Below are 18,559 nucleotides of genomic sequence, written 5' to 3'. Positions count from 1 at the left end.
GGGGTCTTAGTGAAAGAAGATTTTCTTAAAAAAACAGGATTAGTCTTAGCAGCAGGTTTGGTTTTGTCTCTAGCCTACGCAGATGAAAGCACTAGCGTAGATAAGAAACCTAGCAGACCTATGGTAAGGCTTGATGGATATGTGGGGACTTTTTCTAAGTTTGGGTTTAATGACCAGCCAGTTGATGTAAAAAAGGGTCAGTTTCCTACAGAATCTTTTACAACTGTGATAGGTCAACTAGACTTAAACATAGACCCAAGTGAAAAGCTTGGCTGGGAAGATACTTCTTTGACCTTTGATGTGGGTGCTACTTTAGGTGGGCTAGCTTATGACTCAACTAAGTTTGATAACAATGCAGACTTTAAGGAAATAAGCCCAAAAGGTGGACTAAACTACAACTACTTTGGCTATTGGGGAGGCTATGACTCTTCTATCACTCCAAATGGCAACAATACCAGAAACTTTATGATCCATAACGCCTATGTAGACTTTAAAAGTAAGTACTTTGACTTTATAGGTGGTAGGTTTGAATCTAATGCAGACTATCTAAGTGGATATATGCAAGGGATTAGAACTAATGTGCACTATAAGTTTGGAGAAAGTAATGAGATAAAAGCTTGGTGGGTAAGCTCTTTTGGGCGTGCCTTTGCTTATAGTCAGTGGCTTTATGACTACTATGCTCCAACTGCCATCTATCAAAACTTTGGTCCAGTAGGGAGTAGAACTTATAATCTTACTGGTATCCACATAGGTGGGATAGATCTAAGCTTGGCTAATGCTGATGGCTCTAAAAGCTTACTTATAAGACCTTTTACTCAGTTTATGGTAGATATCGCTACTGCAGTTGGAGGCAAGATAGTAGGAACTGATACTTGGGGAGACTTTAAGTCTACTACCCAGCTTATGGGCTACTATGTCTACATACAAGATAAGCAGTGGAATCTAGCTAATGGCTTCACGCCTATAAATGGCATCCGCTACTATAGAGGTCAGCAGATAGATAGAAATAGCTATAACATCTCTTTAATCCAAACCTTTAACTACCTTAACTATAACTTTGGGCTTGGGCTTTATAAAAACTTTGGCTATGCAAACGCCTATGTAGGAACTATAGGTAATAAGGGTCTTAAGTTTGACTTCTGGACTTCAAGTGTATATGAGATAGGTCAGTCCCTATCAGATGCTGTATCAAGAAATGCCTTCACTGGCTATGCTTGGGTAGGTGGCACTCACGATGTAGGCATAGGTGATTTTACTTGGACTATACTTGCTCGCTACACCACTAGCACTAGGAGTGAAGAGCAATCCATATATCTTGATATGTATCAGTCACTTAAATACTTTGGAGTTGGTATGAAGCTAGAGTACTTTAGAGATAGGACTAATCAAGGCTTTGATGTTAGTTCGTATTCAAAAGTTGCTGATAACTTCCCTGGTAGGGTTGATGATAGAAGTCATATCTTCTTTTATATAGACTATAAATTTTCAACTGGTTTAAAATCTCTAGCCAAAAAAGACAATATGTAAAAGGCAATGAAGGGGAACTTAAGGGCTTAAGCCCTTAAGGTTTTATAAGAATCTAAAGTGTTTTAGATTCTCATTGTTTTATAGTATAGATTTTAAAGTATCTTCTATAGGTGTTCTTGAGGCTGGCTCAACTAGTCTAGTACCTACTTCTACACCATCTTTATAAAAGATTATAGTTGGGATTCTTTTTATACCAAGGCTATCTTTTAAAGCCTCTTCTTCTGAAAAGTCTACTTCATAAAACTTTGCCTTACCAGCGTACTCTTTACTCATAGCTTCTACTACAGGTTTGATACGTCTACAGTCTGGACACCAGTTAGCACCTACGTCTACTACTACTACACCGCTTTTGATAGCATCGTTATAAGTTGATTGAACTAAGTTTTCCATTTAGGTAACTCCTTTAATAATATGAAAATAATGATACTTATCATAAATTAACAATAATAAACAATATCAACATTTTTTGACATGCAGCTAATCTCTTAATTTATAAAATAGCTACTTATAAGACCAAAAAAGACACTAAGCCTTTAATATTAAAACTTCCTCACAGCCAAAAAAGGGAGAGGAGGGAGGAGGTCAAACAAAAAAAAGAAGAAGAAGAAAGGCAAATAATGTGTGAGTGCTTTACTTCAAGCTTTGCTTACGCTTCCTAGCCACAAAGTAAAGGCTAAGATCTTAGTAATGCAAACGATAACTTTATAAAAACTATTAGTAAATTAAAAAAAGAAGTTATAAAAAGATTTTAGGAATCTAAAAAGATTCCTAAAACTATAAAGCCTAAAGTTAGACTTTAGAAGGTTATAAGGCTTACTTTAAACTAGCAAAGTGTATCTCTAGCATCCACTATGTTATCAAAGTAAAGGATTTTGTTTTTCAAGCAGTATCTTCTTGCTTCATCCATAGTAGAACCACCCATTAAGATAGGAACAACTTTATGTTTGAATTTATTTTCAACTAGTATTTCTACGCTTCCTAGTGGGTCTGTCATATCTTGTGGGCTTATTATCATATAGATTAGATCTAGTCCTTCAAACTCATCTACGATTTTAAGGGCGTTTTCATATCTATCTTTTAAAGCATCACCTATGATGTCTATTGGATTAGATCTTGGCCAAACTGCAGGAAGTACTGCATCTAGTTTTTTCTTATCTTCTTCACTTAGTTCAAAAAGCTCTCTGCCTCTAGCTGTGATTCCATCTGTTAAAACAGTGCCCGGACCACCAGCATTAGTTATGATGGCAATTTTTTTGTCATCTTTAAATAAAGGCGCTAAGATTAAAGCATCTAAGTTATCAACTACGTTTACACCCAAGCTTTGCATAACACCTTCAAACATAGCATAGTTTCCACTTAGGTTACCAGTGTGAGAGAAGGCTGCTTTTGCAGAAGCTTCACTTTTTGCAGATTTAAATAAGAAAACTGGTTTTTTACAAGCCCTTATAGCATTACAAAGGCTACGACCGCGGTTTACACCTTCTACATAAACTGAGATAGCTTTACACTCTGGTGCTGCGTTAAACATAGGTATAAACTCTGCAGTCCTTAAGTCCATAGCGTTACCAACACTTACAAGGTGAGAAAAGCCAATCCCTAGCTCATAAGCTCTATCCATCTGTGCAGCTAGTATAGCACCTGATTGAGATAGGAAAGATACGCTTCCAGGTTTTACGTGGTCAGTACCAAAAGTTAGGTTAAGGTGAGTTTCAGAGGAGTAAAAGCCTAGGCAGTTTGGACCTATGGCGTTGATGTTGTGTTTTTCTATGAGGCGTGCTAGCTCTTCTTCTTCTGCTGCGTGGCCACTTTCTTTAAATCCAGCTGTAATAACAACTAGGTTTTTTAAGCCTTTTTTGATTAGCTGCTGTACTGTTGGTATAACAAACTTAGCAGGGATGGCAATAGCAGCTGTATCTATATTATCACAAGGGATTTCATCTACGCTTTTATAAAGTGTGTGACCAAAAAGCTTACCGCCTTTTGCATTTACATAGTAAAGATTCCCAGTGAAGTTAAGTGCGTTTTTGGCTACAGCGTACCCTGCTTTATCAGGCTCAGTGCTTGCGCCAATTATTGCTACATTTTTATTATCTAAGAAATTTGGTCTATTTTCTCTTTTCATATCTTCATGATAAGTTTTAGCTCCTCTTTTTATCCTTGCATCAACTGCAACTAAGCCGCTAGCAGTTAGTTTAAGTGGGTTTAAGTCAAGCTCTAAGATATCATCATTTTCTTTTAGCATCTTTTGAACGCTTTGTATAAGGCTTACTGCTTCTTTAATAGTGTGAGAGCTTCCTCTGAAACCTTCAAAAAGTTTAGCGATTTTTGTAGTGTTAAGTGCACGGATTATCTCATCTTCAGTTGCATCACTTACTACATAGCATACATCTTTATATAATTCTAAGTAGATTCCACCTTTACCAAAAAGTATAACGTGGCCAAAGGTATTATCTTCAACACAGCCGATATAAAGCTCTTCGCCATCTACCATCTCAGTAATAATAAAACCATCTTTAGAATCTAAAGTAATGTTGTGTTTTTTAAGATTTTCTATTATCTCTTTTCTTCCTCTTTCAAGGTCTTCATTACTTCTTAAGTTTAAGACAACCCCACCTACATCACTTTTATGAACGACTTTTGGAGACTGTATCTTGATAACAGCTGGAAACTTATCAAAACTTATCTTAGAATCTAAACCCACTGAGGTGGTCTTAGGAGTTCTTATGCCATATTTACCTAGAAATTCATAAAGCTGACTTTCATTCATGTCCATATTAAATCCTTGTTTTTTAGTTCTCTTGCATAGTTGCAAGACAAATATATCTTCCTTGCTCTATTATCAAGCCTCTTTGGTATATTTGAACGTATTTTAACTCTTTTTAGGACAATTAGGATTCACATAGTAAGCTTTTTTTAAGAAAATGATTTTTAAGCACTACTCCTTTTTAAAAATTTATCTAAAAAACTAAGAGATAACTAAAGTAAGAAAACCTTTAGCTATCTCAAATATTTTTAGGAACCTAAAGTAACACTACCAAGTGATTTTAACAGTTGGCTTAATTAGACCTTTTGGCTTATCTTTCATGATGGCAAGGGCTGTTTCTATCTCGCTAAAGCCATTTAGCCTATTAGTCATTAAAGGCTTAACATCTAGCTTTTTAGTTTGAAGTAAGCTTGCTAGGGCTTCCATCCTATATCTACCACCTGGAGTTAGACCGCCTTTTATAGTCTTATGCCCCATGCCTACATTCCAAGCTAGGCGAGGTATGGTTATAAAGTCACCCTTTCCAAGATAGTTGACATTAGAGACTATACCGCCATTTTTCATACACTTACAAGCAGAACCTATAGTTGTTAGATCCCCTCCAGCTATTAATACTTTATCAACACCTACACCTTTTGTAAGCTCTATGATTTGTTCTTCAAAAGGGGCTTTTTTAAAGTTTACATAGTGCGTTGCACCATAGTATTTATGTGCTATATCATATCTATCATCAACTGCATCAACTGCATATATATGACTAGCACCCATTAAGTTAGCCCCAGCTAATGCCATAAGGCCTACAGGCCCAAGACCTACAACAGCCACGCTTTCACCGTGTTTTATCTCGGCATTTTCAGCACAGTGAAATCCCGTAGTAACCATATCAGTTAGTATGACTGCTTCTTCCATGTCTACGCCTTCTGGAAGCTTGGCTACGTTAGAATCTACATCATTAACATGGAACTTACTAGCAAAAACACCATCTTTAAAGTTAGAGAACTTCCACCCGCCAAGGGCGTCACTTAGTAGCTTACCACTGTGCTGGGCAAAGCCTCTTTGTGCATTTGTACTCCCCCAGTCTGGAGTGATAGCTGGCACTATAACGATGTCACCTACCTTAAAGTCTTTTACATCTTTTCCAACTTCTATAATCTCAGCTACGCTTTCATGTCCTAAGAACATATTATGACGCTCGCCTATCCCTCCTTCATATACAGTGTGTAAGTCACTAGTACAAGGAGCCACAACTACAGGGCGGCAGTAAGCGTCCCTTGGTCCTAGTGGAGTTAACTCCTTTTCATCTTTTTCTATCCAGCCAACTGAGCCAATTTTCAACATTGCAAAACCTTTTACAGTACCCATGACATATCCTTCATTAATAAAATTTATTTAAGTTTCTTAAGATGTCTTATAAAGACGCTTTATAAAGCTACTTGCGTCTAAACAGCCAGAAACTATTAATAATCTAGCACTGAAAGATATTTTTACTAACAATGCAAGACTTTTACGCAAAAAGAAAATGCATACTTTTACCTATAGTAACTATGTTAAATTAGAACCATAAAAACATTCACATTTTGAAACGATTATGCCTCTCTTTTTGAGGTTATCTTGATAATGCAAGCTAGTTTAAAAGCCTATGTATTACCATTATGGAAGTTTTATAGAATCTAGATTCATAAAAAAGCAAAAATGTGTATAAACTAGCATGTAAAGCATATCAAATAACAGCAAGGCCGATATTTATGTTTGTTTTTCATTAAATAAATGTTAATTATTCTTGATATATAATCCACACGTGCATTAGCAATAGTGCTTGCACACTACTAACACTGCTTTCTTGCAATCATACTCCTAATCCCTATGACTTAGCTTACCCCAAAGTCATAGGGATACTTTATAACCACTTACTTTACTTGCTTAGTTTGATGCTAAATTACTTTGATTATAAATGCTACCTTATATGCTAGCTTAGATAAAAAAGTTAAGTAAATATTTAACTTTTATTATTTTTTAAAAAATTAATTACTTTTACCTATCATTGATACATTTATATCTAAATGATAAAAAATATTATTAAGTCTCATAAAATAGGCTATATGGGCGTTTAAAGTAAAATTTTTTTATAAACTCTAAAAAGTAAATTAACAATTAATATCTACTTAAGAATTCTTAACATATAATTTCACCGTGTTTATAAGCATTTTATATTTTTACACTTAGTATAAGGCTTTTGTGCACATCAAAGTTTATATGACATAGTGTTAAATGTAATGGTAGCTATATGCTTTAAGCACACGGATTTGGGTCTTACGTTATCAATCAGTCCTAGACTAACAACATTAATACTTCTCATTAATGCGCTTCCTTGTTATTACTCCAACAAAAAATGGAAGTGCATACATGTTTTAGTTTCCATTTTATAGCCTTAAGATATAGTTCTGATACTTCTTCAAAAAGTATCAGAAGTTTAAATATATGATCGATAGAATTATTTTTATTACTATTTTTACAAAATGTATCAATATGCATACATTTTTACCGACTTTTGCCTTACAATTAACTATTTATTTGAACCCTTAAAGCCTAGTTACAACTAGATCACTTTAATGAGTTTTATAAAAGTTTTTTTGTCCCAAGGAGGATGCTATGTTAGATGAGAGCACTCTAAAAGCTGCCATCAAAGAAGAGTTTTTTAAAAAATGCTGTGCAGTCAAGCAAGATGATGAAGTATTAATCACAGCTTTAAACACTGTAGTGATACAGTATCTACAAAGCGTAGATGCTGAGACTTTAAAAAATATAGTTTTAATGAAGCAAGAACTCAACCTGCTTATAGATTCTTTATGTAAAGAGCTTATAAGTATGTTAGAAGAAACTATACGCAACTATAAAACTAATATGTTAGATGCCAGCACAGACTTAATAAATGAGATAGCTAAAGAAAAAGCAAATACATCAAAGATAGAAGAGATAGACTTAAGCAAACTAACTCCAGCGACAAACTAGTCTCTAAAGTAAGCCCTTATGTTAGAATCAGGACTTTTTATCTTGACTTTAATATAAGAGGCATGCAGTTATGAACATAACAGTAAGTAAGAAAATCTTAAACACAGTAGGAAGATGCAACGCAAAGTATAAGCTAGTACAAGAAGGTGATAAAGTCTTGCTTGGTCTTAGCGGCGGGAAAGATTCTACACTGTTAGCTACCATCTTAAAGCATATGCAACGCCACGCACCTTTTAAGTTTGAATTCTTAGCATTAATAGTTGACTACGGTCGTGGTGGGGAACACGTAGATGACTACATCCACTCACAAAACTACTGCAAAACCCTTGATATACCTTTTAAGATACAAAGAACTGATATATACAAAACTTTAGAAAACTCTAAACGCGAAAACTCAATTTACTGCTCTTTTTGCTCTCGCATGAGAAGAGGAGAGCTTTATTCTTACGCACTTAAAAATGGCTTTAATAAGATAGCTTTGGGTCATCATATGGATGATGCAAGTGAAAGCTTTTTTATGAATCTTACTTATAATGGTGCACTCCGTGCCATGCCTCCACGCTACAGGGCTGAAAACGCCCTAGAAGTTATCCGCCCGCTAATCTTTGTACGAGAAAGGCAAATCATAGACTTTATAGAATCTAATAAGATTTATATAGCTCCTGATTGCAACTGTCCTATAAACTGGCTACCTGAAGATAAACGCCCGCGCGCTAGGGCTGAAAATAAACAGCTTTTAAAAGACTTAGAATCTAAAAATCCAAATCTTTTCAAGTCTTTAAAAAGTTCCTTTGAAAACATCCATCTAAATAGCTTTTTTAACAAAGAGTATCTAGACTAGCCCTATATTAGATTCTATAAACTTAGCTAGATTATTTAAAGCCCCCTAAGCACCCTCTTAGGCAAAGCTTATGCCTTAAGCAAGCACTTACTTTACGCCTTACCCTTAGCTTTATGAATCTTATCTATATACTTATAGCTTACTTTTATAAGATTGTTTTTAGGCAAGCTACTAGCTAGCTCATCTAGTGCTAAGTTTATATCGCTAAAGAGGTAGTTTGCAAGGCTTCCGGGCACTGGATTTATCTCATTGATATAAACCTCATCATCTATTACAAAAAAGTCACACCTTATCAAAGCCCCAGCAAAGATATCACCATAAAGCTTATCAAAGTTTAGCCTTAGTCTAGATTCTAGGCTAAGACTAAGGCTTGCTTTACTAACTTCTGTAGTTCTTGAAAAGTCAAGGTACTTATTTTCAAAGTCTAAAAACTCCTTTTTAACTGGCTCTTCTATGACTGAGTGCACCATACCTTCTTTTCCTAAAAAGCCTGCTAGGTTAAACTCTTTTACGTTTTCAACAAAAGGCTCAACTATTGCCTTACTATCAAACTCAAAGGCTACATCAAGTGCGTAGTCAAGCTCTTTTACATCATGCACAATGCTTACCCCCAAACTACTTCCTAGCCTTAAGGGCTTAATGATAAAAGGAGGCTTTAAAGTTATAGTCCTATCATCCCTGCTTACTATCTCATAACGCAAAGTTTTTACATCGCAAGACTTTGCATAAAGCTTAGTTAGGCTTTTATCAAAACTAAGCATGGAAGCTTCAAGACGAGGTCCTATATACTTTAGTCTATAAAAGTCAAAAAGGGCACTTAAAGTCCCATCTTCTCCATCTTTGCCATGTATAAGATTTATGATTACTCCAGATTCTAAAGCTACACTCTTACCTAAAAGCCCCCTACTAAAAAAGCCTTCACTCCCTAAAAAAAGTTCTTTTGCCTCTTTGTACTTACCGCTTGAAAAGTAAGTAGACTTCATATCTTTTTTATCTATAAGATAGAATCTATGGCTACCATCTAAAAATATACAGTGCTTTATAGACACGCCCTTTTTAAGTAAAGATATACAACTAACTATACTTATCTCATGTTCATAACTTGCCCCACCAAAAACTACACTATACTCCATGTTAATCCTTCTTTACTTCATAGTTTGCAAAAACTGCTTCTAAGGCTTTAAGTGCTTTTAGGCGATGTGATATCTTATTTTTCTCATTTGGGTCTAGCTCGCCTAAAGACTTGTGAGATTCCAAAAACTTCTTTTTAGAATCTAAGCTTTTAAAATCAAGCTTTAGCTCTTCTTCACAAGGATAAAACATACCATCATAGCCAAAGCCATTACTCCCTCTTTCTTCCACACAAGCCACTCCAGAAAGACTTTTTCTTAGCACGCCACTTTCTTGCTTACCTTTTTCAAGCCTATCTTCATACATCTTATCTTTAGTTTTTATAGCATAGGCTATAGCACACTCAAAACTTGCAAAGCTCCCCCAAAGACCCTTTTTTTCTAACTCCTTTTTTAACTTCTCGCAGTTTGCCTTAGAATCTGTCTTAGTGCCTCCAAGCACCTTATCATCAAGTGCTGCATACCTAGCACTATAAACCCCCGGTGCTCCATCTAGTGCTTCTACACTTAGCCCACTATCATCAGCTATGACTATAAACTCTTCTAGCTTTATGTCATTTAGCAAGGCTTCAACTTTAAGCATGGCGTTACCTTCAAAACTGTCTTTGTTTTCATCTACATCAAAGCATTCTATACCTGCGTCTTTTAGGCTTAATACTTCAGAGTTTAGTATCTCTCTAACTTCTCTAAGCTTGTCATTATTACCAGTGGCTAAAACTACAGGCAAGCTATACTTAGATAGTTCATCTTTTTGCATCTTTAGTTCCCTTATAAGTTGTATCGTTAATATTTTTAAGTTTGATTAGTTAAAATTATACCTATCTTAATAACTTAAAACCCCATTTCGCTTTCATAAAAGGAATCTTACTTATGTTTGTCAAAATACTGCCCATGCTGCTCACTTTAATGTTTCGCTTTTTTGGCCTTTTTATCATCCTCCCAGTTATCTCTATCACCATAGATTCTATAGCTAATGCAACTTATATGAGTGTAGGTATAGCCCTTGGCGTGCCCTACTTAATCCAGATCTTTACCCAACCTCTTTTTGGGCGTATAAGTGATAAGTTTGATAGACGCCATGTAGTCATAGTAGGTATCATCATCTTTGTTATAGGTAATGTTATCTGTGCTTTAAGTTCTAATATAGAAATGCTAATAGTAGGTCGAGTTATAGAAGGCATAGGGGCTATTGGCGGGGTGCTTAGTGCTATGGTCGCAGATAGTGTAAAAGAAGAGTTTAGAATCCGTGCTATGGCGATAATGGGCATAGGGATCTTTGTAAGCTTTGTCATAGCTATAATCGTAGGTCTTGTAGTAGGTACTCACTTTGGACTAAGATCGCTTTTTTGGATAAGTGCTATCTTAAATCTTATATCTATCCTTTTTATACTAAAAGCTAAAAAAGTTGAAAAGATAAGATATGACTACCACGCAAAAGACAAAGCCACTTCTAAAAGCATCTATCTTCTTTCAGGTAGCGTTTTACTAGAGAAGTTTTTTATGACTGCAACTTTTATGATAGCCCCACTTTTATTAAGTGAGACTTTTGGCATCAGCAAAACTAACTTATATATGGTCTATATACCCGGCCTTATACTTGGAATCTTAGCCATGGGCGTAGGCTCTATGCTAAGTGAAAAGAAAAATAAAAACTATCTAGTCTTAGTAGTAAGTGTGTTTATGTTTGTGCTAGCTTATGTAGTGATGTATTACTCTATAAGCTTTGTAGTTTTTGGTATAGGGCTAATCTTTTTCTTTATGGGCTTTGTCGTACAAGAAGCACTTTTACAAGGTCTAGTAAGCAAGCTTAGTCTTGCAAGTCAAAGAGGAAAGGTTTTAGGAGACTTTAACGCCTTTGGCTTTGCTGGGTCTTTCTTAGGTGCTTTTATAGGAGGCTTTGCCCACGCTGGGGCTATAACCTCTAGCTCTTATAATCTAATCTTTATCATAGCCATGATAGTTGCCATCATCTGGTTTATCCTAGTAGCTTTTATATTTAAGAATCCTCAAAAAAGTGCCACGCTTTATATAGATAGCACTAAGGTAAGTGATAACGACTTAAAAAGACTAGATTCCATAACAAGTATAGTTGAGTACTATAAGAATGAAACCCAAGGCGTAGTAACTATCAAATACAAACAAGGCGAGATGAGTAAAGATGACTTAGATGCCTTACTTCATATAAAGGCTTAAACTATGAACAAATATCTAAGCACCCTAGCCTTACTTTTTACACTTTTTATAAGTGCTGCTTTTGGAGAGACTTTAACTCACATAAAAAGCTTTAAGGCTAACTTTACCCAAGAGATACAAGGTGAAATTGGTGCAAAAAGTATCTTTTATAAAGGCACTTTAGAAGCTACAAGCACTAATCTAGCCTTATGGAACTACACTTTGCCTTTTAAAAAACAAGTCTATATAGAACATGGCAAGGCTTATATCTATGAGCCTATGCTTAATCAAGTCACAATTGGTAGTTTTGATAGTCAAGCTGACTTTTTAGGCGTGCTAAAAAATGCTAAAAAGATAGATGAAAACACTTATGAAGCAACTATCAATAAGCATGTTTATACTTTAAAGTTAAAAGATTCTAAGCCTTTTACTTTAAGCTATACAGATGACTTGGGTAATAACGCCATAATAACTTTTAGTAACGTCAAGCTAAATGAAAAGCTAGATAAGGCTGACTTTGACTTTAAGATCCCAGAAGATGCCGAGATAGTTCATATAAACTAAAAGTATTTATACACTTAGCAAAAAAAGCATGAGGCATAAGGTGTAAGGGCACAAAAGGCATGCACTAAAAAGGCATAAAAGCCTTAATAAAAATAGATTCTATAAAATCCTAATAAGTCTTAAATCCTGACTGATTAGGGCTTGGCATACTTGGACTAGTAGGCACACTAGGTGGAGTTGGTGCTTTTGGCAGCTGCATAGAAGGGCTGCCCTCTTCTTGAGGGCTTAAACTAGATCCACTTCCTTGGTTTTTTTCTTGATTATTTATAGGCTTAGATGAAGTACTTGTTTTTAGTGGATAGCCTTGCATCTTTTGGGTTAGCTCTGAAGCAGTTTTTGGATCCATCTTAGCTAGTATCTTTCCAATCTCAGCTGGCTTTAAGCTTAAAAGTATGCTTATAGCATCTTCAGCAGGCATGGAAGCAAGGATGGGTGCAGCATTAGAATCTCTCATCTTTGCATAGCTTTCTGCTAGCTTGCTATCTTTTATACTTTTTATATCAGCTAGTACTTTTTCATTTTGTGCTAAAAGTGTTTTAGCCTCTTGTAGCCTTGCTTTACTTTCACTTTCTTTTTTTGCCTCTTCTTGCTTCATCTCTTTATACATCTGCTCTAAGGCTTTTTCTTTCATATCAAGCTTGGCTTTTCTTTCTGCTAAAAGCTTGGAGTTTTCAGAAGAAAGTATCTGCAAGGTAGTTTGTTCTTGTCTTAGCTTCATAAGAGAAGCACTTATCTCTTGCTTTCTATCTTCAAAGATGGCGTTACACTGTGCATTTATATCTATTAGTTCATTATTTGAAGGGGGAGTAGTGCTTTTTGCACTAAGCAAAGCACCAAATGTGCTAAATGCCACTATCAGTAGAATCTTTTTCATGTTTAAAACCCTTATTTGCATAAAGTAGATTAGATATAGAATCTAAGCTCTTTGCCTCAAGACTAACTTTTTCTTTTCTTAGCCTTAGGCTTTCTTTATCATAGATGTACTTTAGCTTTTCATACTCTATATTTAAAACCCTTAGTTCCTCTTGTATCTCTTTTTTCTTAAGCTTGAGAAGCGATATAGCTTCATAGGTTAAATCTATCTCATATATGAAGCCTTGCATATAGACTTTTTGAGACTGGAAGTCTTTAAAGCTACCACTTTGTGGCACGGTTGCATTTTGCAGTTCAGCATTTAAACTATCTATATAGTCAAACTTAGCTCTTATCTCAAAAGCACAAGCTTGGAGACTTTTTTCTTTTAAGTCAACTTTTTGCTTGGCTATTTTGACTAATGAGATAAGCTGCTTTATCATCTAAGTATCACATCTTCCCTGTTTGGACTAGTAGAGATTATCCCTACGCGTACACCGACTACATCTTCTATAGCCCTTATATAGCTAACTGCTTCTTTTGGTAAGTCTTCATAGTTTTTAAGTCCATAAGTCTTATCCCAGCCCTTAAAGCTTTCATAAACTGGCAAGCCTTTAGAATCATACTTAACACACATCTTAACTTCTTCTAGTCCATCTAATACATCAAGCTTCATAAGGGCTAGTTTACTTACGCCATTAAGCCTTACTGCGTATCTTACTTGGGCAGCATCAAGCCAGCCACATCTTCTAGCACGACCTGTAGTTGTACCAAACTCATAGCCTTTGTCTCTTAGATACTCCCCTGTCTTATCATGAAGCTCGGTTGGAAAGTCGCCATTACCCACGCGTGTGCAGTAAGCCTTAGTGATACCTATAACCTCGTTTATATCTCTAGTATTTAGCCCAGTCCCACTAAGGGCACCTGCTATGCTTGTGTGAGAGCTAGTGACAAAAGGATAAGTCCCATGATCGATATCTAACATAGTGCCTTGTGCACCTTCTAATAGAATCTTTTTTTCAGAATCTACAGCCTTCCATATCATCTTAGTAGTATCTGTGATAAGTGGTAAGATGTTAGGAAGTACTTCTTTTATGTCTTCGATTATAGAATCTGCACTTAGATCATGAGAGACTTTAAGCAAGCTTAGGTTGTATCTAATCTTGCTTTTTAAAGTTTGCAAGTCAAAAAGATCTTGCATTAAGATTCCATTTCTTGCGACTTTATCAGCATAGCTTGGCCCTATGCCTTTTTTAGTAGTGCCTATGGCTTCTTCTCTGTTTTCTTCATCAAGCACATCGCGTAATATGTGATAAGGAAGTATGATGTGGGCTTTGTTTGATATAAAAACCCTACCTTCTATATCTGGGAACTGAGAAAGCTCATTACTCAAAGCTAGTAAGTCTATAACAACGCCATTTCCTATTATATTAGTAACATGAGGATAGAGTATGCCTGAAGGGACAAGGTGAAGTGCGTACTTTACGCCATCTACTACTATAGTGTGACCTGCGTTATGACCACCTTGATATCTAACTACTAAGTCATAGTTTTTTGCAAGCATATCTACTATCTTGCCCTTGCCCTCATCACCCCACTGTATGCCTAAAATTACATCTGCCATCAACTTATCCTTTTATAAAGTTACTTTATGTTTTAAGAGGTAAGAAACCACGCCATCAGTATAGATTCCAAAACCACAAGTTACTAAGTCATCTATACTACAAACCCCACCGCTACAAAAAAATGAGTTCCCCAAAAACATCCTAAAAAACGCACCCTTATAGTAGTCAACTGGTGCTAAAAGTAAAAATGAAAAAACTACTTTTTCATACTCTATATCCTTAGTTAGCTCTAAAAGTGAAGCTAGCTCTTCTTTTAAAAAACTCGGTGCGTGTGGCAAGTAGGCTTTTAGGCTTTCTTTGTCATTTATCTCTATTAGCTTTTTCATAAGCGGATACTTCATCAAAGCTGCGACATCTTGTCTTTCAAAAAGGCCTAAGTCTATATTTTCATGCCTACAGCACAGAAGTGCTATCCTAGCATTAGTAACTTGTAATATTGGGCTTATGTGAAACTTTTTAAAAATCTTTATACTTAGCTCTAGCATATACTCAAGTCTATCTTGCTCTAAGTACTCAACTCCTATCTGGCTTAACTCAGTAGTTGGGTAGCTAAAAACTGGCTGTATATAAAACCACTTTTTTTCATTAGTAGTGCGTCCAAGCCTTCTAGTTATGATGCGTGCGACTTCAAGTGTGCTGTCATTGCGTAAAGAGATTTGATTATTACTCTCGCTACTTATCCTTATGACATCTCTATCTAAAAAGCTTTTTTGATGTTGTTCATAAACAAAAGTAGGAGTTATTATCTCTTCAAAACCCTCTTTATAAAACTCTTCTACGCATAAGGCTTCTAGTCTCCTTTTTAGTCTTGCACTTTTTGCAAAGGCAAGCAGGCTATTATGTGGTACTTCGTGTTCTAGTATCATTTTTAGATTAAACCTTATCTATTTGACTTTAAGGGATTATTATAACTAATCTTACAGGCTGCAAGTTATAAGTAAGCTCTAAGCTAGCTAGCAACTACTTTTTACTTGCAAAATCGCTACTTTATAGAAGCAAGCATGCTACTTGCAAGATTTGCATTATTACCATTCATAAAATGGCACTTTTTATGTAAGCCTAAAAGAGATTCTAAAAGCTTTAAGCTTAACTCAAAACCTACTTCTTTTTCACTCCCACTAAGTGAGGCTTCTTCCATCTTTACTATCAAACTTTCTGGTACAAAAACACCCGGAAGTTTAGTATTTAAATAGATGGCTGACTTAAGACTTAGTACTGGGAAAAAGCCAAAGATTAAGATAGCATCAGTGCTATATTTTGCATTTATCTCATCCACCCATTCTAAAAGCTCTTTTAAGGTCTCTATGTCATAAACTGGCTGAGTTATGATAGCTTTTGTGCCAAGGGCGATTTTAGATTCCAAACTCTTTTTAAGTAAGGTCTTATTTTTAGCATAAGAACTTATAGTGCTAAAAGCATATATTGGTGTTACTAGAGGGTGCTTTAAAGGATTCCCTCCTAGATCAAAGCCCTTATTTAGTGCATTAATCAACTCTAAGATTTTAAGGCTGCTTCCTTCAAAAACGCTTTTTGCTTGAGGCTGATCTCCTAGCTTTAAAGCATCCCCACTTAAAGCTAAAAAAAGTCTTATATCAAAGCTATGTGCCCCAAGCATCATAGAAGATAGGGCAAGAGAGTTTCTATCACGCAAAGAAGTTGTACAAACTACAGGCTTATTAAAAAGTGCTTGAAACTTTATACTTGAAAGAAGGCTGCTTTGTCTCATCTTAGCAAGAGGAGAGTCAGTACACACAAAGCCATCTATATGGTTTAAAAGCTTAGATTCTAAAACCTTAGTAGCTAAGGAATCTAAAGAGGCACTTTTATCAGGGCTTAACTCATAAGTAATAGTTTGCTTTGCTTGATTTTTTAAGTCTTTTAAAAAAGATTCTATATTCATAAGCTTCCTTAAGTATTAGCGTTAAAAACACTAGTTTTTTCTTCAAATTATATCAAACACATTATGTAAATTTAAAACTAGGTATAATTTTACAACTACTTTGTGCTTAAGGATTTACTTGAAAAAGCTAATAGATTGTTTTGATTATATGAAAAGATATCACTCAGATATCCTAGATGCACTAAGCATCATGCTAGAGCTTTTTTTACTTAAAAAAGAAGAGCCTAACATCATAGCTAGCCTTATAGAAAAAGCTCATAAAAGACAGCCTATCAAGCAAGATTTTAAAGAGCTACTAAGCCAAAAAACCAACATCCAGATAAACTTAAATGTAAACATACTAAAGATTCTAAAAGTCATAAACACAAGTGACATCACCCCAGAGACTATAGAATCTTTTCTTAATATCATCTCTCAAAAAAAGACTACCAATAAGCTTTATTACTACTCAACGCCAAAAGAAGTTAACCACCTACTTTGCCTACTTTTAGACCTTAAGCCAAAAGAAAGCCTTTATAACCCTTGCTATGGTATAGGAAGTATCTTTTTAAGTATAGCTAGCATTATGAAAGAGCATGATATAGAGCTTTTTGGAGAAGAGCTTGATGAAAGATTTAGCACTATAGCTAAGCTTATAGCAAGGCTTAGTGATATAGATGGAAGCAACCTAATCGTTAATGACATCTTAAAAAGAACGGCTTTTAAAAGAAATGGAGAAATTATAAAGTTTGATAAAGTTATCTGTAATCCTCCCCTTTACGCACACATGGGCATAGAACAGCTTAAAGAAGATGAGAGGTTTAGTAAGATTGGCATCTTAGTTAAAAACTATCCTGAGCTTGTCTTTTTAACCCACGCCCTTTCTCACTTAAAAGATAGAGGTGTATTTATAGTTAGAAACCAAACCCTTTTAAAGCAAGGCTTAGAATCTAAGCTTAGAGAAAAACTTTTAAAAGAAAAGATGATAGAAGCAGTTATCGAGCTTCCTAAAAATATCTTCCCACATCAAGGCTATGACTTTTCTATACTTGTTATAAGCTATGATAACAGCCTTGTAAAGCATATTGATGCAAGTAGCTTTTATGAAAAAGATGGTAAGTATAATAAGCTAGTAGACATAGATAAAATAGTCTCTATGTTTAAGTCCCCAAAAAGTTCAGAGTTTAGTAAAGTAACTGAGCTTAAAAAACTCTATGTTGATGATCTTCGTGCAAGCCATCATGTCCACACAACTAAGCTTACTAAAAAAACCTTACTTTTAAAAGATCTTGATTTAGAGATATTTCGCGGGCAGAGAGTGCATGATATAGTAGATAGCACTCATAAGATTAAGTACTTTGATCTAGGGATAGCCGACTTTGCACAGTTTGGCTTTAGCGAAAAGTTCTCTAATGAAAAAGAAAGTAGCGAGATAGCAAAGATTCTAAAATACAGCCTTAGACCCTATGACTTACTTTTATCTTTAAGAGGTGTTATGCCTAAAGTTTCTATCCTTAGTCCTAACTTAGAAGACACCCTAGCTATAGCAAATGCAGGCATCATCATCTTAAGATTCCAAAACAAAGAAGACGCCCTAGCCCTTTACTGCTATCTTTTTAGTAAAAAAGGCTACTCTGCCCTCTCTTATATCTATGAAAACAGTGCTGAAAATATAGTAAATGCTGAAAGTTTATTAAACCTAGTCTTACCTAAAAACTTTCATGACTACGCTTCTAAGATGCAGCAAATCGAAGAGCTAAAAGAGGAGTATCTAAGGCTTGATGCAAAAGTCTTAAAGTTAAAAGAGGAGTTTTAATGCACGAGTACTCTATAGCAAGCCACCTTTTAAGCCTCTGTGAAGAAAACTTTGAAAAAGCCCTAAAAGATAACGACCTTAACCCACTAGATACTAAAGCTTATATATCAAAGATAGTAGTTAGCATAGGTGAAAGGTCAAACATAGAGCCAAAACTTTTAGAATCTGCTTTTAGTATCTTGCAGGTTGAAAGCCCTTGTACTAAAGATTCCATCTTAGAGATAATTAGGGTGCCTTTAAGTTTTAAGTGCGAAACCTGCGGGCATAGCTTTTACTCTAGCACTTCTCCACTTTGTCCAAACTGTAATAGTTCTCACACACAAATAGTTGATGGGAGAGAAATAAGACTAGAAAAACTTGAAATTGAGAATTAAAACTGT

Annotated in this window: 17 protein-coding genes; 7 read left to right on the top strand and 10 right to left on the bottom strand. The window is 35.4% G+C overall.

The genetic code is table 11. The features are described from left to right. The first annotated feature begins 9 nt into the window (after nucleotides 1-9). Nucleotides 10-1,527, top strand: coding sequence for an outer membrane family protein (locus tag BKH40_RS04680; RefSeq protein ID WP_095277383.1), 1,518 nt, complete (start codon nucleotides 10-12; stop codon nucleotides 1,525-1,527). Between the two features lie 78 nt (nucleotides 1,528-1,605). Here BKH40_RS04680 and BKH40_RS04675 read toward each other — a convergent pair whose 3' ends face one another. The 3 genes from BKH40_RS04675 to BKH40_RS04665 form a co-directional block, all read right to left on the bottom strand. After that, nucleotides 1,606-1,917, bottom strand: coding sequence for a thioredoxin family protein (locus tag BKH40_RS04675; RefSeq protein ID WP_095277381.1), 312 nt, complete (start codon nucleotides 1,915-1,917; stop codon nucleotides 1,606-1,608). A 433-nt stretch (nucleotides 1,918-2,350) separates the two neighbouring features. Continuing rightward, nucleotides 2,351-4,300 (bottom strand): acetate--CoA ligase family protein, encoded by a 1,950-nt coding sequence (locus BKH40_RS04670; protein ID WP_257842515.1) that lies wholly within the window; start codon nucleotides 4,298-4,300, stop codon nucleotides 2,351-2,353. Between the two features lie 258 nt (nucleotides 4,301-4,558). Then, complete coding sequence (locus tag BKH40_RS04665) at nucleotides 4,559-5,653, bottom strand: NAD(P)-dependent alcohol dehydrogenase (RefSeq protein WP_095277379.1); 1,095 nt, start codon at nucleotides 5,651-5,653, stop codon at nucleotides 4,559-4,561. A gap of 1,287 nt (nucleotides 5,654-6,940) precedes the next feature. Here BKH40_RS04665 and BKH40_RS04660 point away from each other — a divergent pair. After that, a complete protein-coding gene (locus tag BKH40_RS04660; RefSeq protein WP_095277378.1) occupies nucleotides 6,941-7,300 on the top strand; it encodes a hypothetical protein in 360 nt (119 codons plus the stop codon). Nucleotides 7,301-7,370: 70 nt separating this feature from the next. Next, nucleotides 7,371-8,141, top strand: a complete 771-nt coding sequence (locus tag BKH40_RS04655) for an ATP-binding protein (protein WP_095277376.1) — start codon at nucleotides 7,371-7,373, stop codon at nucleotides 8,139-8,141. 92 nt (nucleotides 8,142-8,233) lie between these two features. Here BKH40_RS04655 and BKH40_RS04650 read toward each other — a convergent pair whose 3' ends face one another. Next, nucleotides 8,234-9,274 carry a D-alanine--D-alanine ligase gene (locus BKH40_RS04650; RefSeq protein ID WP_095277374.1) on the bottom strand — a complete coding sequence of 347 codons (1,041 nt, stop codon included), beginning with the start codon at nucleotides 9,272-9,274 and terminating at the stop codon, nucleotides 8,234-8,236. A gap of 1 nt (nucleotide 9,275) precedes the next feature. Next, nucleotides 9,276-10,028 carry a non-canonical purine NTP pyrophosphatase gene (locus BKH40_RS04645; protein ID WP_095277372.1) on the bottom strand — a complete coding sequence of 251 codons (753 nt, stop codon included), beginning with the start codon at nucleotides 10,026-10,028 and terminating at the stop codon, nucleotides 9,276-9,278. A 113-nt stretch (nucleotides 10,029-10,141) separates the two neighbouring features. Between BKH40_RS04645 and BKH40_RS04640 the strand changes: the two genes are divergently transcribed. Further along, nucleotides 10,142-11,464, top strand: coding sequence for an MFS transporter (locus tag BKH40_RS04640; RefSeq protein WP_095277370.1), 1,323 nt, complete (start codon nucleotides 10,142-10,144; stop codon nucleotides 11,462-11,464). Nucleotides 11,465-11,467: 3 nt separating this feature from the next. Then, the gene (gene lolA, locus BKH40_RS04635; protein ID WP_095277368.1) at nucleotides 11,468-12,007 is read left to right on the top strand and encodes a LolA-like outer membrane lipoprotein chaperone; all 540 of its coding nucleotides are present in this window, start codon (nucleotides 11,468-11,470) and stop codon (nucleotides 12,005-12,007) included. Between the two features lie 109 nt (nucleotides 12,008-12,116). On the opposite strand, the gene BKH40_RS04630 is transcribed toward lolA, so the two are convergent. From BKH40_RS04630 to BKH40_RS04610, 5 genes are all read right to left on the bottom strand, one after another. Continuing rightward, complete coding sequence (locus BKH40_RS04630) at nucleotides 12,117-12,881, bottom strand: MotE family protein (RefSeq protein ID WP_095277367.1); 765 nt, start codon at nucleotides 12,879-12,881, stop codon at nucleotides 12,117-12,119. Continuing rightward, entirely contained in the window at nucleotides 12,850-13,302 is a 453-nt protein-coding gene (locus tag BKH40_RS04625; protein WP_095277365.1) for a flagellar FliJ family protein, read from the bottom strand. The genes BKH40_RS04630 and BKH40_RS04625 overlap by 32 nt, the downstream gene beginning before the upstream one ends. Next, nucleotides 13,299-14,483, bottom strand: coding sequence for an adenylosuccinate synthase (locus BKH40_RS04620; protein WP_095277363.1), 1,185 nt, complete (start codon nucleotides 14,481-14,483; stop codon nucleotides 13,299-13,301). The genes BKH40_RS04625 and BKH40_RS04620 overlap by 4 nt, the downstream gene beginning before the upstream one ends. Before the next feature lie 12 nt (nucleotides 14,484-14,495). Beyond that, on the bottom strand, nucleotides 14,496-15,350 hold the full coding sequence (locus tag BKH40_RS04615) for an ATP phosphoribosyltransferase regulatory subunit (protein WP_095277362.1): 855 nt from the start codon (nucleotides 15,348-15,350) through the stop codon (nucleotides 14,496-14,498). A gap of 116 nt (nucleotides 15,351-15,466) precedes the next feature. Beyond that, a complete protein-coding gene (locus tag BKH40_RS04610; RefSeq protein ID WP_095277360.1) occupies nucleotides 15,467-16,384 on the bottom strand; it encodes a methylenetetrahydrofolate reductase in 918 nt (305 codons plus the stop codon). Between the two features lie 118 nt (nucleotides 16,385-16,502). On the opposite strand from BKH40_RS04610, the gene BKH40_RS04605 reads away from it, so the two are divergent. Continuing rightward, the gene (locus BKH40_RS04605) at nucleotides 16,503-18,179 is read left to right on the top strand and encodes an N-6 DNA methylase (protein WP_095277358.1); all 1,677 of its coding nucleotides are present in this window, start codon (nucleotides 16,503-16,505) and stop codon (nucleotides 18,177-18,179) included. Then, nucleotides 18,179-18,553, top strand: coding sequence for a hydrogenase maturation nickel metallochaperone HypA (locus BKH40_RS04600; RefSeq protein ID WP_095277356.1), 375 nt, complete (start codon nucleotides 18,179-18,181; stop codon nucleotides 18,551-18,553). The genes BKH40_RS04605 and BKH40_RS04600 overlap by 1 nt, the downstream gene beginning before the upstream one ends. Nucleotides 18,554-18,559 lie beyond the last annotated feature (6 nt).

Source organism: Helicobacter sp. 11S02629-2 (genome assembly GCF_002272875.1).
Classification (GTDB): domain Bacteria; phylum Campylobacterota; class Campylobacteria; order Campylobacterales; family Helicobacteraceae; genus Helicobacter_I.
Note: the sequence above shows the minus strand (reverse complement) of the source record. Positions and strands in the feature narration are given on the sequence as shown.